Source organism: Caulobacter sp. FWC2 (genome assembly GCF_002742625.1).
GTDB lineage: Bacteria > Pseudomonadota > Alphaproteobacteria > Caulobacterales > Caulobacteraceae > Caulobacter.
On sequence record NZ_PEBF01000001.1, the window covers coordinates 2919024 to 2934148 of the forward strand.

Here is a 15125-nt window from a genome sequence, read left to right on the forward strand (position 1 = left end):
CTCCTCGCTATCCCCATCCGGACCACCCATGCCTTCCTCTCACCCCATGCTCGTCGCCGTCGCGAGCGCCGCAGCCCTGGCTGTCCTCTGGCCGGCCGGCGCCCAAGCGGGTCCGCTTTCCCTGCCGGCGCCCAAGGCCGGCCACGCCCAGCGGCTCGTCGTCATCGCAGCCGAAAACGCCGGGGCCGAGATCACCGATTTCGTCGCGCCCTATGCAGTGCTCAAGGACTCCGGCCTCTTCGAGGTCCGCACGGTCTCGACGACATCGGGGCCTGTCCAGCTTCGCCGAGCCGTCCGCATCGTGGCCGATCAAACCCTGGAGGGCTTCGACACGACCACACCCGAAGGCGCCGACATCGTCATCGTGCCTGCGCAGGCAGATCCGAACGATCCCGCGCTCATCGCCTGGGTGAAGGCCCAGGCGGCCAAGGGGGCCACGATCGTCTCAATCTGCGAAGGCGCGCGGCTAGTCGCCAAGGCCGGGGTGTTCGACGGCCGGCGCGCGGTCACGCACTGGTCAGCCATCAAGAGCCTGGAAAAGTCTTCCCCGACCACCACCTGGCTGCGCGACCAGCGGTTCGTGCAGGACGGTCCCGCGATTTCCACGACCGGCGTCACCGCATCCCTCCCCGCCTCGATGGCGCTGATCGACGCCGCGGGCGGCACGGCTGCGGCTGAGCTGGTCGCCGCGCGCCTCGGGCTCGCCGACTGGAGCTCGCGTCACCGGACCGCCGACTTCAGCCTCAGCCCGTTCGACTATGTCCGCGCCGTGGGCTCGCTGCTGGCGTTCTGGACACACGAGACCGTCGAACTGCCCGTGATCGACGGCGTCGACGAGCTCGGCTTGGCCCTACGCGCGGATGTCTGGACGCGTAGTCTGCGGGCGCGCGTGAAGACCACGAACGCAAGCTCCAAACCGATCCGCTCCGCGCGGGGCCTGACAATCCTGGTCGACGCCGCACCCGCCGCGGGGAGTTATGTTCCACCGCCAGGCCAAGTCGCGCCTGCCCGCGCGATCGACGTCGCCCTGACCGAGATGGGTCAACGTTACGGCGCTTATCCCGTCCACATGGCCAGGATGAGCATGGAGTATGCTGGCCCGGCCTCAAAGCCGTAGCGCCAGAGAGAACTCGCTCGTCCCGCGCGCCAATAGCTGATCCGCGCCTAGTCAAAGACGCACCGCAGAAAGGCGAGAACCCCATGGCGGTCCCGACATCCACGCGAGCCGTGGCCTTGGCCACGATCGTGACCCTGTTCGCCGGCGCGCCCGCATGGGGACTGATGCGTCCCGATCATGCCTTGGCGGTCGCCGTCGGCCTGACCGCCCAGACCCTGTGCGCCGAGACTTTCATCTCAGGCCTGCCACCTGAGCGGATTTTCCACGACAGCGTCGCCGCGCGGCCGGGCCTCAACCTCATCGCCTGGGGCCTGCGCTATAATATCGACCAACAACGGCGGGAGGTTTCAGCAAGCTGGCTCGGTCTGGCCCGCACAAGCGCCGTCCACAGAGGCCCAGCCGGCTGCCAGCTCAACCACGGACGCCCCATCGCGCCAGCGCCCATCCTGGCGCCGATCGCGGTCAGCACGACGCCCTGGATCAAAGCCCCTGCAGACACCCGGATCGAAGCCGCTCTCGACCAGGCCTTCGCCGAACCGGCCAAGGGTGCTCATCGTGTCCGCGCCATCGTGATTGTCCGCGACGGCCAGATCGTCGGCGAGCGCTACGGACCAGGCGTGCGATCCGATACGGCGCTACCCGGCTACTCCCTAACCAAGACCGCCATCGGCGCGCTCACCGGCGTCGCGGTCCGCCAAGGACGCTTGCGGATGGACCAGGCCGCGCCGGTGACCCAGTGGCGCGCCGCAGGTGACCCACGAGCGACGATCACCCCTAACGCGCTCTTGCGCATGACCAGTGGTCTCGACGCGGCCGAGACCCACTCGGGGTTCGATCCCACCTCGCGCATGCTCTTCCTCGAGCCCGACATGGCCGCGTACGCGCAAGACCTCCCGGCAAAACAGGCGCAGGGACACGCCTTCGCCTACCAGAGCGCCAACACGCTGATCCTCTCACGGATTCTCGCCAACCTCGCCGGCGGACGCGAAGCCGACGCCCTGAGCTTCGTGCGGCGCGAGCTCTTCGCGCCCCTCGGGATGACGACCGCGGTGCTGCAGACAGATGCAGCCGGAACTCCGGTCGGATCAGAAGGCATGCTAGCCTCGGCGCGGGATTGGGCTCGACTGGGCCAGCTCTTCATGGACGATGGGATCCACGACGGACGACGCATCCTGCCAGAAGGCTGGGTGGCTTACGCCACACGGCCGACACTGGGCGGCCCCTATGGCGCGGGCCTTTGGTTGGCGCGCGCTTCGAAACCGACGCCGCTAAGCATTATCACCCAGGCCTCCCTCCCCGCCGACGCCTTCTACGCTTCGGGGGACCTTGGGCAACGCATCTACATTCTACCTTCGGCCCGTCTGGTGGTCGTGCGGCTGGCGGCGTCCACCGGACCGGCCTTTGGAATACGAGCCGACATGACGCTCCTTGGAGCATTGTCCAGCGCCTCCGATTGAACTGGCCGGCGGCCTTGCGCCAATAGCGGACATTGGCTCACCGCCAGAAACCGACCGTTCAGATGCGGTTACACATGGTGTGTGCACTCAAATGGACATCAGTACGATCTCAATTGGGTTACGTGGCCAATATGCGCCACAAACCCAACTGTTGCACCCAGTCGCACAAGGCTGAGATCCAGGCGACCTTGTGCGGCTTCTCCTAACCTACGACGACAGCGCGCTCGTCCAGCGCTTTCCGAACAGCCACAGCTAGATCGCTGACCTTGAATGGCTTGCGCAGAACGGCTTCGGAATTGACTAGCTCGCGGATCGCGCCAGCGTCGGCATAGCCGGTGATCAGCAGCATGCCGAGGGACGGAATGACCTGCCGCGCCCGCCTGGCGACCTGGGCGCCGTCCATGCCTGGCATGGCAAAGTCGACGACCATCAGGTCGGGCCGATCCTCGACCAGGCGCGCCAATCCCTCCTGCCCACCCGACGCTTCGGTGACGCGGTAGCCCAGCGATCGCAGGCACTGGACCAGGAAACGGCGGACGCTGAGATCGTCGTCGATCACCAGGACGCGCTCGCCTTCGCTGAGCGGGGTCTCGTTCAGCGGTATGTCGCTGGGTCGGATACGATCGCCGGCCTCGGTGATCGGCAGCCAAATCTCGATCGTCGTGCCGACGCCGACGGTGCTGTCGATCCGCACGGTGCCGCCCGACTGGGTGGCGATGCCATAGACCTGGCTGAGGCCCAGTCCTGTGCCCTTGCCCACGCTCTTGGTGGTGAAGAAGGGGTCGAACACCTTCTGCAGTAGCGCCTCGGGAATGCCGTGGCCGGTGTCGCTTACGGCGATCACGATGTGGTCGCCGGGCTGCAGACCCTCGTGCCACTCGTCGGAGATCCGGCTGGAGACGGTCACCGTGCCGCCGTCGCCCATGGCGTCGCGGGCGTTGATGGCCAGGTTCAGCACCGCCAGTTCCAGTTGGTTGGCGTCGGCCTTGGCCCGCGCCGCGCCGGCGGCCAGCGCCGTGCGCACCTCGACGGTGTGGCCCAGGGTCCGGGTCAGCAGATCGTCCATGCCGATGATCAGCGCATCGACCTCCACCGGCTGCAAGTCCAACTGCTGGCTGCGCGAGAAAGCCAGGAGTTGAGCGGTCAGCTTGGTGGCGCGCTCCACGCCTTCGCGAGCGTTGGCGGCCATACGCTTGACCCGCTCGTCGTCGCTGCGCCGCTCGATCATGTCGATATTGCCGACGATGGCGGTCAGCAGGTTGTTGAAGTCGTGGGCGATGCCGCCGGTCAGCTGGCCGATGGCGTCCATCTTCTGGGCTTGGACCAGCGCGGCCTGGGCCTGCTCACGCTCGCTGATTTCGGCCAGCAGGCGCTCGTTGGCGCGCTGGAGATCGCGAACGCTGTCGGCGATGCGCTCTTCAAGCGTCTCGTTGAGCAGCCGCAGCTCCGCCTCGGCGGTCTTGCGGGCGGTGATGTCGAGGCTGATCCCCGATATCCGGCGCGGTTCGCCGGTCTGAAGTCGGTTAAGTCGACCGCGCACCTGCACCCAGTGCAGCGAGCCGTCCGGCCAGAAGATCCGATACTCGACGTCGTAGTCCTCACCACGCGCGATGGAAGCGTCCACAGCGCCCGCGCGCAGAGCCTCGTCTTCCGGATGCACGGCGGCCTCGATACCGGCCATGGTCAGGGGCTGATCCGGTTCGTGTCCGAAATGCGCGCGTGTCGCCACCGAAGTTGTCAGAGCGCCGCTGTCGACATCCAGATCCCACTCGCCCAGCTTGCCGGCCTCCAGGGCGAAACGCAGTTGCTCCTCGGCCTTGGACTGGGCGTACAGATGGTCGCGGGCGATGTATTGGCGATGGCGGACGCGGATCGCCGAATGAGCGGCGCTGATCAGGGTCTCGGCGTTGATCGGCCGCTCCAGCAGCACGATGTTGCCGATAGCCTTAAGACGTTCGGCGTCAGCGTGGGCTCGCTTTCCAGGCTGTTTGGTGACCAGGACAATGAATGGGAAGTCCGACCAGGCGGGCTGGCCAGCCAACCATCCGGTCAGAGCTTCGGTGACGCCTTGAGCCAGCGCCTCCTCGGTGAGGATCGCCGCGCCAGCCTCGTCGCCCAACATCCGCGTCAGCGTCTCGAGGTCGGCGCAGATCCGTGAGGCTTGACCGACATTGGCCAAGGTCTCGGCGATCACCGCTGCGTCGCGCCCTCTCGGCGCCAAGATGAGGATCGGCTTAGGCATCAACCGGCCGAGCATTCTCCTCACCGAGCATGTCAATCTTGCCCTGGTAGGACGGCAGGCCGGACATCACGCCCTGGAAATCGGTCAGCGCCTGGCCTACCTCGATGCCGTGCTCGGTCAGGCGGATCTCGCGGATGGTCTTTTCGTGGGCGGCCGTGCGGCTCTTGACCGCCGAGATCGCCGTCAGCACCGAGCCGGCGGCCTCGAAGAAGCGGAACAGCAGGATGCCGTCGCTGAGATAGCTGAGATCGATGTCGCTGCGGACCTCGCCGATGAAGCCGTGCTGACCAAGGATCAGCAGAGTCACCACGCCCTGCTGATTGAGATAGGTCAGCAGCTCGTGCATCTGCAGCAGCAGGAACTTCTGCCCGGGCATGGCCTGCAGATAGGCGTTGAGACTGTCGATGACGATGGTGCGTGCGCCGAACCGCTCGACCGCGTCACGAACGTGGAAGGCGAATTCGCCCGGCGACAGTTCGGCCGGATCGATAGCGCGGACCACCAGACGGCCGTTGTCGATATAGGGCTTCAGGTCCATGCCCAACGCCTTGGAGCGCGCCAGAAGCGTTACAAGGCCTTCGTCAAACAGGTAGTAGGCGACGGTCTCGCCCCGCTCGAGGGCGGTCAGCGCGCAGCGCACCGAGGTAGTGGTCTTGCCCACGCCGGATGGGCCGCTGATCAGGGTGTTGGTGCCCCGCGAAAGCCCGCCGCCCATCAGAGCGTCGATGCCGGGCGCGCCGGTGGACACCATCTCCTGGACAAAGGTCGCTGAATGGTCGGCCGCCACCAAGCGCTCGAACACCTGGATGCCGCCGGTGTCGAGCGAGAAGTCGTGGAAGCCGCCACGGAACTTGATGCCCCGCATTTTGACGACCTCGAGCTGGCGACGCTGGGCGCCGTACTCCTGGGTCATCCGGCGAAGGCTAATCACGCCATGGGCGATGCTGTGCAGTTGCAGGTCGCCGTCCTCGGCGGTCTGGTCGTCGAGCAACAGGACTGTACATCTTCGGGTGGCGAAGAAGTGCTTCAGCGCCAGAATCTGGCGGCGGTGGCGCAGCGGGTTCTGGGCCAGCAGCCGCATCTCCGACAGGCTGTCGAACACCACGCGTAGCGGCTTGGTCTCCTCGACCTGCTTCATCACCCCGCGCGTGGTCTCGCCCAACTCGATGTCGGACGGGTGCAGCACCGACTGCTCGCTGTCGGGATCCAGGCCCTCTTCACTGACCAGTTCGAACAGGTCGATACCGTCCAGCGACCAGCCGTGGCTCGCGGCTGCGGCCTTCAGCTCCGGTTCGGTCTCCGACAAGGTGATGTAGAGCCCGCTCTCGCCCAGCTCGCGGCCCTTGAGCAGGAATTGCAGCGCCAGGGTGGTCTTGCCCGAGCCCGGCGTGCCCTCGACCAGATATATGCGATCGCGCGTCAGGCCGCCGCCCAGGATCTCGTCAAGCCCGGGCACTCCAGTGCTGACACGGGTCTCGACCTTGGCTTCAGACATGCTCGCTCCGCAGAGAACGCGCCGGCCCCCTTAGCGGCGCACAGCGGTTCAACGCCGAAGCCAAGGCTAAGTTCAGTGCAAGGCGCCGAAGCGGGTTGGACGAGCAGCCTGTAGATGACGGCGCCTACTTGGTCCTGCCAGATACAGGCGAACCGGAAGTTACCGGGCGCCAATCCATCATGGCCTTGAGCTATGCGTTGTGGCTGCTCGGGGAAGATCGGTTGGGCACCATATGCTGACATTGGCGCGCCTCCAGGAACGCGACCTTCAGTGGAGGCGCGCCGTTCACTCGAACCGCGTAAAGACGGGGCTGATCCGCTAGAGATCGATCTGCTCGGACATCTCCAACGCGTCATCGACCTCGATGCCAAGGTATCGGACCGTGCTCTCGAGCTTCCTGTGTCCAAGTAGCAGTTGGCATGCGCGCAGGTTGCCGGTCTTCTTGTAGATCAGCGCCACCTTTGTGCGGCGGAGGCTATGCGTGCCGTAAGCCCGGGGTTCGAGCTCAATCATCGACACCCACTTATCGACAAGTCGGGCGTACTGCCGCGTGCTGACGTGATCGCCTGGTCGACTGCGGCTGGGAAACAGCCAGTCGTCCTTGCGCCGTCCACGCGCTTTCAGCCAAACCGCCAAGGCGTCTCTGGTGGGCTCGGTGATCTCGAACGGAACCGGCTGCCCGGTCTTCTGCTGGATGATCGTGGCGCGCGCTCGCAGCGCCCCGCCTGGCGCCACATCGCTGACACGTAGCTTCACCAAGTCACAGCCCCTGAGCTTGGCGTCGATGGCGCAATTGAACATGGCGAGATCGCGGACTCGCCCGTTCGCCTTTAGCTGTTGTCGTATCCCCCAGATGTGTCTGGGCTTGAACGGCGGCTTAGGGCCGATGATGCGGCCAGTGTTCCAAGGACGTTTTGGTGGAAGGAAGAGGTCAAATTGAGCCATGTCCGCCTCCAGCGAATTGGCTACTCCCCTCGGTTCATTCTACCACGTCTAGGCCCGGGGCGCTCCGGCTGCGCGCAGCGGACATTACGGGCCGCCGGACTCAGGACATTGCCTCGTTGGCGCTGTTGACGGCTTTCGACCCATCGCAGACTCGTCGTGCGGCTGTTTTGCGCTAACGGAAGGGCGAGTTCTCGGCGTTGAAATGAGGAATTGGTGTCGGCCCGTCGCTCGGATCCCCAGTGTCAATGTTGCACCAACTGGACAGCGTCTTTCCCGTAGTGGCGTCGGAGATCAAATTCACGACCTGACAGCCTCCATGGAAGTATTCGGGAAACTGATCTCGCTCGCGCACCACATGGACTCCCGCTGGCGCAGACGTCCATACGCTTGGCGTTCGCACGAACACGGCAACCCATACTCTTCGAGGCGCGTCCAGCTTGGGCGGTTCACCGGAGGTGGTGAATGGAAGCTCATCGCCGGCGTGGACCGTCATCAGCATGTAGTGCCGGATGAAGTCCGTCTTCTTTAGGCCAGCGGCGGGCAGGATCGCTTGCGCGTCAACCTGCGCGACAGGTGGTTCCGCACTAGAACACGCCGCAAGGCTTAGGCTCGCACACGCGAACACAGCGGTGGCTTTAAGGCTAATCAGGCTCATGCTGAAGACAATGCGGCAGTCGATGTCCATAGCCAATACTGAGTTGGCCTGTCCTCGATAGTGGGCTACGCCCACCGGGTCCCTTCCCTACGTAGCGGTCTGACCTCGTCGACAATTTCCCCACGCCTCGCCTCGACCCTCTCTGCTCGGCAGAACCACGGATCCCTGCACATGGGATGAGTGCAAATGATGTAGAAGCAACAGGCGACAATTGCCGCGGTAAAGACGTGAAGCGGTAGACCAGCGCGGCGGAATATTATGGATCCAAAAATAGCAAGTAGGGAAACCAGGCCTTCGTAAAGGTGTAAGGATACTGGCAGCCTAAGCATGCTATGGAAGTCAAAAAGCATCAAAAGCAAGATCGCTGCACAATACACATAAGTATATCGATCTGCCCTGGCGTTCTTAGCTAGCATGATGGAAAGCCGTTGATCGCGCTGCATTTTCCGGACCGCCCTTGGTGGTCATCCCCCGTGCTCTCGTACCTGCATCTTGTTCGGTCTTGTTGCTGCGGGTCAAGCGTGACAGGAAGTCTAGCGTGATCAGCTTCGTGGAACGTAATCCGAACTGGCTCGGTGGGATTGTCCAGGTTTGACTTGATCGGGCTCGCTATTTAGGGGCGCTGGCTGCTTGGCTGGAGCAACGGTTGGACGAGTGGAAACCAGTCCGCGTCTTCGGCACTTAGAGTCCGCTCACCACCCTTCCTTGACTGCCGGAACGTCTGCTACGCGTTCGCTATGTTTGGAGCACGCGTAGCGATCGTAGGCCTTTCGACCGTCCTCATGGTCGGCTGCTCCCCCATGGCCCGAGAGGTCAGTGGCCCTTTCTACGTGATGTACGTCGCTGACAGTAATGAGCGAGCGTTATTCCGCTGTCCGGACGGTCCCAACGAGGGATGCGCGATTGACGGCTTGCCCGGTCCGGATGTGTTTGCCGCTGGCGGAAACGCGACGTACATCGTCGTTGCGCGGCATCGCGCGGGTCGCGATGAATATTTCTATTTCCGTCGCGTTGCCGAGGAACGGCGCGGGTGGGGAGACAATCCCGAGGTTATCGTTGGGCCGCTCCGAAAGCCCGAGTTCGACACTGCCTCCAAGCAGTTGGAATTGCCGGCGCTGATTGATTTTTCACGGTAGGGCCGACGTCCGCTCGCCACCCTTTTGAGACTTTTAAGGCGTCAGGTCGCCGGCTTGTCTCCTAACGCTCCACAGCCTCACTTTGAGGGGTTTATCTCGGCGGGAGCTGTGAACAATCCAAAGGCCGACGCGGGAATACGGCTGGAGTGCAGGCCGTTTGTGATCCAGGCAGCTTGCAGACCAGCGTCTGCCGCGAAGTTCGCCATGAACTGGGCATCCGCTTCGCTTGGCGCCAACACGCCGTCGAGCGATGGCTGACCCGGGTGAAAGCTGTGATTGTGCAACATGATCTCCATGCGCCAGCCAGCCTTGATGTCGACCATTGCGGGCGCTGTGAGCGGCGACATGCGGCCGATCCCGTCCTCATTGATCGTGAGGTAGTAGATCCGCAGCCGGTCGCGCTCGGGCGAGCGCAATACTAGAGCGGCGAACTCGGTCGGACGCTCGAAGAGGTTTACGCGTCCGTGCTGCACCGATAGCAGCAGCTTCTCCAGGCAACCGGCTGGACGAATCCATTCGCTAGCCCGGCCGGCCACCAAGGCGTTGCCCTGCTTCAGTCGTGGATTGTCCCAGGCCGGCGAGGTCCGAAGCAGCCGGACGGGATCGGTCGACGGGACGCGTTTTGCCACGTCGGCGACGAAGGTTCGAAAGGCTGGATCTGCCGGGTCCGCCGTCGTCCAGTAAATCCGCGCTTCGGGAACATCCCAGACTTGAAGGAGCCGTGAGCCCTTGGCGCTGCTCACGCCCTCGTTGGCGATGACGCGAGGCGGCGTCGGAAAAGCGCAAGTTTCGGCCGCCGACGCCTGCATGGCGCCCGGAGCAAGCGCTAGCAGCGCCATTGCGATCGATACGGCCCAACGGCCAACGCACCCAGTCTTCATAAAGCTAAGTACAGGCGGCCGCTGTATCGCCGTCAACGTCGCGCTTCCACCCGTTGCGGACCTCGGCCGAAGCGCTAGCCTGCGGTCATGAGAAAGAACCGAGCGTATCGAGCCGCGACGCTCCTGATCGGCCTCGCCGCACTCGCTCTACCGGCCTGCAGAGGTGAAGCCTTCCGGTCAACCGCGCCGGAAAACGCTACGGGTGTTTGCTATCGGCGACTTGAGTGGTTTGATGCGGGTGCGCTTCACGACCGCTTCGAGACGCTCGTCGTCGTGCAGTCGTCCAAGTCTGCGACAGACATCGCGCGCGTGGCTGATATGGAAGAGGCTGGCCTAGGTTCGCCGTCCCGTCATCATCTGGTACCCAATCGCTGGCATAGCGCTTGGCTGACCGACACGATGCATGACTTCACTTAAGGGCCTTCGTGCGCGCACCTACCGGCATTTACCGAGCGCCGATGAAGTCCGCTGACGACCCTACTCAGCCGATCCGAAGGTCCGGGTAGCCGGCCGGCTTGCGCCAACTGCTGCCGTTGGCGCGCCTCCAGGAACGAGACGTTCAGTGGAGGCGCGTCGTGCATTCAGAGCGCGCTAAAGCTGCTGGGTTGATCCGCTAGAGGTCGATCTGCTCGGACATCTCCAGCGCGTCGTCGACCTCGATGCCAAGGTATCGGACCGTGCTCTCGAGCTTTCTGTGTCCGAGTAGAAGCTGGCATGCGCGCAGGTTGCCGGTCTTCTTGTAGATCAGCGCCACCTTCGTTCGGCGGAGGCTGTGTGTGCCGTACGCCCGGGGCTCGAGTTCGATCATCGACACCCATTTGTCGACGAGGCGTGCGTACTGTCGCGTGCTGACGTGATCGCCTGGTCGACTGCGGCTTGGAAACAGCCAGTCGTCGCTGCGCCGTCCGCGCACCTTCAGCCAAATCGCCAAAGCGTCTCCTTGTGGGCTCGGTGATCTCGAACGGGACTGGCTGTCCGGTTTTCTGCTGGATGTTAGTGGCGCGTGCACGGAGGGTACCGCCCGGCGCCACATCGCTGACGCGGAGCTTCACCAGGTCACATCCTCTGAGCTTGGCGTCTATTGCGCAATTGAACATGGCGAGGTCGCGGACTCGCCCGTTCGCTTTGAGCTGCTGTCGTATTCCCCAGATGTGCCTGGGCTTAAACGGCGGCTTGGGGCCGATGATGCGGCCCGTGTTCCAAGGGCGCTTAGGCGGAAGGAAAAGATCAAATTGAGCCATGTTCGCCTCCTGCGAATTGGCTACTCCCCTCGGTTCACTCTACCACGTCTGAGTGTTCGTGCTGAAAATGCAGCCAGTAATTCGCCAACCTGACTTTTTCAACACAATCGACCCAGAGCAGACGTTGACGTCTGGGAGGGTTCGGACGTTGCGGTCTATGAGCTTGGCGATCGTGAGACGGTTGGACGCGCCGTCCCGGTGCGTCACCGGCAGCCTTAGTTGCACATCACTTAAGAGACTCAGCTATAGTGGTTCGGGTTGAAATAGTGTAACGTAGCAATAACCCAAAGACCGAGTGAAGCGTCACACGACGCTAACGGCGGCCTCGAACGCTATCCATGCAATTCAAAAACTCTTTTATCTCAGCGTTGAGCGCTGATGACTTCGCACGCCTTAGCCCATCCATGTCAGAAATCATTTTCAGGCAGGGCCAGTCGATCTACGAAGCGGGGGATGAGGTCCGGTTTATTTACTTCCCTACGTCCGCTGTGATGTCAGTGGTTACACCTCTTCTGCCGGCAAACGGCATTGAGAGCGAGACGATTGGGCACGAAGGTGTCGTGGGCCTAATATCTGGTCTCAGCCGGTTACCAGCCCCTTGTCGTGCATTTGCTCAGGTCGGCGGCTCTGCGCTCCAGTTGCCAGCTAGCACGCTGAGAAGCGAGATCGCGCAAAGTACGACCCTACTGGACTTGGTCATTACGCACGTCGACCTAACCCTTGCCCAAGCGCAGCAATCGGCGGCATGCAACGCCACCCACTCTGGCCGGGCGCGCTTGGCAAAGTGGTTGTTGATGACCCAAGACCGCGTGGGCGGTCCCCAGGTCCCGCTCACCCAGGAGTACCTCTCCGTTATGCTGGGCGTGCGTAAGCGCGGCTTTTACCCCACCTTGTGTGTCGGCTGAATTGGGTCACCTTGCCGGCGAGTGGCGGGTTAGGTTTGCATATATGGACGTGGATATATTGGCACATGCTGGGTCGGAAGGTCGGGCGGATGTGCAGTATGGGGTAGAGCGACGTCGTCGTTGGACGGCCGAGCAGAAGGGCCAGATTGTCGCGGCGTCGTTCGCGGCCGGCACGACGACCACGGAGGTAGCCCGGCGCTACGGGATAAGTCCCCAGCACCTATTCCTGTGGCGCAAGGCGGCTAGAACGGGGCGGCTTGTGTTGCCCGTGGACGATGAGATGACCTTCGCGCAGGTGGTGTTGGAATCCGGCGCTGCGGTTGGCGTGGCAGGCGCGGGGCTTGGGCGCAGGCCGAGCGGCGGTGTTGAGGTTGAGATCGCTGGGGCGCTGATCCGGGTGACGGACGCGACGGATCTGAAGTTGCTGGTCAGGGTAATTGGCGCGCTGAAGGCCGCAGCATGATTGGGTTGCCGCCTGGGACGCGGGTCTTGGTTGCGACTAGGCCAGTGGACTTTCGGCGCGGCGCGGAGGCCTTGGCGGCGATGGCCAAGGAGGTTCTGCGGCAAGATCCGTTCTGCGGAACGCTGATCATCTTCCGGGCCAAACGCGCTGACAGGATCAAGATCCTCAGTTGGGACGGAACGGGTCTTTGCCTGTTCTGGAAGGCCTTGGATCAGGGCGCGTTCAAATGGCCGCCGATCAGCGATGGGGTCATGAGGTTGTCGGCGGCGCAGGCAGGGGCTCTTGTTGAAGGCCTTGATTGGACGCGGGTCCATGCGCCCAGAACGGTCAGGCCGACGGCGGTTCGATGACTGCGACAAGTTGAATCAGGGTGTTCGCAAGGGCGCCTCAAGCGTCGAAAACTTTGCTAAAACCTATGTATGGAAACGGTTTGCGACGCTTTGCCGGGGGACATGGACGCGCTGCGCGCCGAGGTTCTGGCCCTGCGCGCCGAGCGGGCCGAACTTCAGATCGAAAACGTCAGGCTGGGGGCCAACGTCACCCACCTTGAGCATTTGCTCGCCCAGTTGCGCCGCCTGAAATTTGGCCGCGGCTCGGAGAAGCTGGATCCAGAACAGCTCCAGCTGGCGCTTGAGGATATCGAGCAAGCGATCGCCGAGGCCCAGGCTGAGGGCGAGAAGGCCTCGCCCAGCCTGAAGGCCGAGCGCACGCGCGAGCGGCGTGAAAATCGTCCGTCCTTGCCCAGCGACCTGCCTGTGGTCGAGGTGGTGATCGAGCCACAGAGCATCGCCTGCCCGTGCTGCGCGGGCGGTATGCACAAGATCGGCGAAGAGACGTCGCGTCGGCTCGACATTGTCCCCGCCGTGCACCGCGTTCTGGTCACGCGCCGCCCGAAATACGCCTGCCGCGCTTGCGAGGGCCAGATCGTCCAAGCTCCGACCCCGGCCCGGCTGATCCAGGGTGGGCTGCCGACCGAGGCCCTGGTCGCCCAGGTGCTGGTCAACAAATACGCCGACCACGTCCCTCTCTATCGGCAGTCCCAGGCTCTGGCCCGGCAGGGCATCGTGATTGACCGCTCGACCCTGGCCTTCTGGGTTGGCTACGCCGCCGCCGAGTTGAAGCCGCTCTGGTGGTTGATGCGCAAGATGCTGCTGGGTTCAGCCAGGCTGTTCGCCGATGAGACGACCGCACCGGTCCTGGACCCAGGGCGAGGTCGAACCAAGGTCAGTTATCTTTGGGCGATCGCCCGGGACGATAGGCCCTGGGGCGGGCAGGAGCCGCCGGCGGTCGTCTATACCTATGCGCCTGGGCGCGGGACCGAGCATGCCCTGGAACTTCTGAAGGACTTCTCCGGCGTCATCCAAGTGGATGGTTATAGCGCCTACAAGGCCTTGGCAAAGGCGCGGGGCAACAGCATCCTGCTCTCCCACTGCTGGACCCATTTTAGGCGGCGCTTCTACGATCTGGTCAAAGCCGGCTCGGCGCCGATCGCGACCGAGGCTCTGGTCAGGATCGCTCAGCTCTATGCCGTGGAGGCCGATGTTCGTGGCCAGGCGCCTGAAATCCGCAAGGCCGCTCGGCAAAGCCGCAGCAAGATCATGGTCGATGACCTCAAGGTCTGGCTTACCGATCAGCTCAAGTCTCTGCCCGGAAGCTCCAAGACCGCAGAGGCCATCCGTTATGGCCTGCGTCATTGGGACGGCCTATGCCGGTTCCTCGACGATGGGCATCTGGAGATGGACACCAATACGGTCGAGAGAGCGATGCGACCCATCGCCCTCAATCGGAAAAATGCCCTGTTCGCCGGTTCCGACGAGGGCGGCCACACCTGGGCCTGCATCGCCACCTTCATCGAGTGCTGCAAGCTCTCGGGCGTCAATCCGCAGGCCTACCTGACCGACGTCCTCACCAAGCTCGTCAATCAATGGCCCAATAGCCGCCTGGATGAGCTCACGCCATGGGCATGGAAAGCTTCCAACCCCACGCCCTGACCGTCAAGCCCTCGCCCAGAGGGTGGAAAAGCCACGCTTACGGGCGTGCAGCGTACAACGGTTACTAGTATCTGCATCGCATTGAGGGATGCACGCCTCATTGGGTATCGGCGAGGCAAAATCACTGTCGTTGACCGGCCCGCTTTAATGGCGGAGGCTTGCGAGTGCTACATGGTGACCGCCGAACGTCAGCACAGCGCGCTTGGGATAACGGCCGGAAATAGCATCTAGCACGAACGGTCTAGCTTCACGTTATGCGCTCTGCATCATCAAAAGATAGCGACCAATAACCACCCTTAGCTGACCTTCGCCCTGTCCGCTGTGGGCATGGCGGCCAATGGCCGGTCACTGGCGCGGTCACCAATTCCGGACCCGACCTATCTGAGACATTCAGAGCGCCAAGTCAGCCGCTCGTTTGATCGCCAGTCGAATTTGTCGCGCTTCCAGCCTCAACTCAACCATCCGCGCGGTTGTCGCAGCGGCGCGTGCCCGCGCGGCCTTAGCCTTTGCCATTGCTTCTTCTGCCTTGTGTCCGGTGGCGCGCGCTATGGCAACGGCAACCCTGGCTCGCGCCTTCGCCCGGCGAATGTCGACTGA

General features: G+C 63.4%; 12 protein-coding genes and 2 pseudogenes. 8 read left to right on the plus strand and 6 right to left on the minus strand.

Annotated features, from left to right (window positions below; translation table 11 throughout):
• Positions 1-28: 28 nt before the first annotated feature.
• Complete coding sequence (locus CSW62_RS13990; RefSeq protein ID WP_099578767.1) at positions 29-1117, plus strand: DJ-1/PfpI family protein; 1089 nt, start codon at positions 29-31, stop codon at positions 1115-1117.
• A gap of 83 nt (positions 1118-1200) precedes the next feature.
• The gene (locus CSW62_RS13995) at positions 1201-2574 is read left to right on the plus strand and encodes a serine hydrolase (protein ID WP_099578769.1); all 1374 of its coding nucleotides are present in this window, start codon (positions 1201-1203) and stop codon (positions 2572-2574) included.
• Positions 2575-2776: 202 nt separating this feature from the next.
• Here the strand turns inward: CSW62_RS13995 and CSW62_RS14000 are convergent, their stop codons facing one another.
• The 4 genes from CSW62_RS14000 to CSW62_RS14015 form a co-directional block, all read right to left on the minus strand.
• Entirely contained in the window at positions 2777-4816 is a 2040-nt protein-coding gene (locus CSW62_RS14000) for a PAS domain-containing hybrid sensor histidine kinase/response regulator (protein WP_099578771.1), read from the minus strand.
• Entirely contained in the window at positions 4809-6311 is a 1503-nt protein-coding gene (locus CSW62_RS14005) for an ATPase domain-containing protein (RefSeq protein ID WP_099578773.1), read from the minus strand. Before CSW62_RS14005 ends, CSW62_RS14000 begins: the two co-directional genes overlap by 8 nt.
• Positions 6312-6629: 318 nt before the next feature.
• On the minus strand, positions 6630-7256 hold the full coding sequence (locus tag CSW62_RS14010) for a site-specific integrase (protein WP_099578774.1): 627 nt from the start codon (positions 7254-7256) through the stop codon (positions 6630-6632).
• Positions 7257-7428: 172 nt separating this feature from the next.
• Positions 7429-7986, minus strand: a complete 558-nt coding sequence (locus CSW62_RS14015; RefSeq protein WP_158235442.1) for a hypothetical protein — start codon at positions 7984-7986, stop codon at positions 7429-7431.
• Between the two features lie 725 nt (positions 7987-8711).
• On the opposite strand from CSW62_RS14015, the gene CSW62_RS14020 reads away from it, so the two are divergent.
• Positions 8712-9047 (plus strand): hypothetical protein, encoded by a 336-nt coding sequence (locus tag CSW62_RS14020; RefSeq protein WP_143324398.1) that lies wholly within the window; start codon positions 8712-8714, stop codon positions 9045-9047.
• Between the two features lie 77 nt (positions 9048-9124).
• Here the strand turns inward: CSW62_RS14020 and CSW62_RS14025 are convergent, their stop codons facing one another.
• Together CSW62_RS14025 and CSW62_RS14030 are read right to left on the minus strand one after the other, a co-directional pair.
• Positions 9125-9886, minus strand: a complete 762-nt coding sequence (locus tag CSW62_RS14025; protein ID WP_143324399.1) for a hypothetical protein — start codon at positions 9884-9886, stop codon at positions 9125-9127.
• A gap of 655 nt (positions 9887-10541) precedes the next feature.
• Positions 10542-11169 (minus strand): annotated as a pseudogene (locus CSW62_RS14030) (site-specific integrase).
• A 338-nt stretch (positions 11170-11507) separates the two neighbouring features.
• Between CSW62_RS14030 and CSW62_RS14035 the strand changes: the two are divergent.
• The 5 genes and pseudogenes from CSW62_RS14035 (at position 11508) to CSW62_RS14050 (ending at position 14528) form a co-directional block, all read left to right on the plus strand.
• Positions 11508-12074, plus strand: a complete 567-nt coding sequence (locus CSW62_RS14035; RefSeq protein WP_099578783.1) for a Crp/Fnr family transcriptional regulator — start codon at positions 11508-11510, stop codon at positions 12072-12074.
• A gap of 43 nt (positions 12075-12117) precedes the next feature.
• Positions 12118-12348, plus strand: a pseudogene (locus CSW62_RS27480) (transposase); the annotation flags it as partial.
• Between the two features lie 6 nt (positions 12349-12354).
• A complete protein-coding gene (locus CSW62_RS26970; RefSeq protein WP_233206686.1) occupies positions 12355-12537 on the plus strand; it encodes a hypothetical protein in 183 nt (60 codons plus the stop codon).
• Positions 12534-12887, plus strand: a complete 354-nt coding sequence (tnpB, locus tag CSW62_RS14045; RefSeq protein ID WP_099578787.1) for an IS66 family insertion sequence element accessory protein TnpB — start codon at positions 12534-12536, stop codon at positions 12885-12887. The genes CSW62_RS26970 and tnpB overlap by 4 nt, the downstream gene beginning before the upstream one ends.
• Before the next feature lie 69 nt (positions 12888-12956).
• Entirely contained in the window at positions 12957-14528 is a 1572-nt protein-coding gene (locus CSW62_RS14050) for an IS66 family transposase (RefSeq protein WP_099578790.1), read from the plus strand.
• Positions 14529-15125 lie beyond the last annotated feature (597 nt).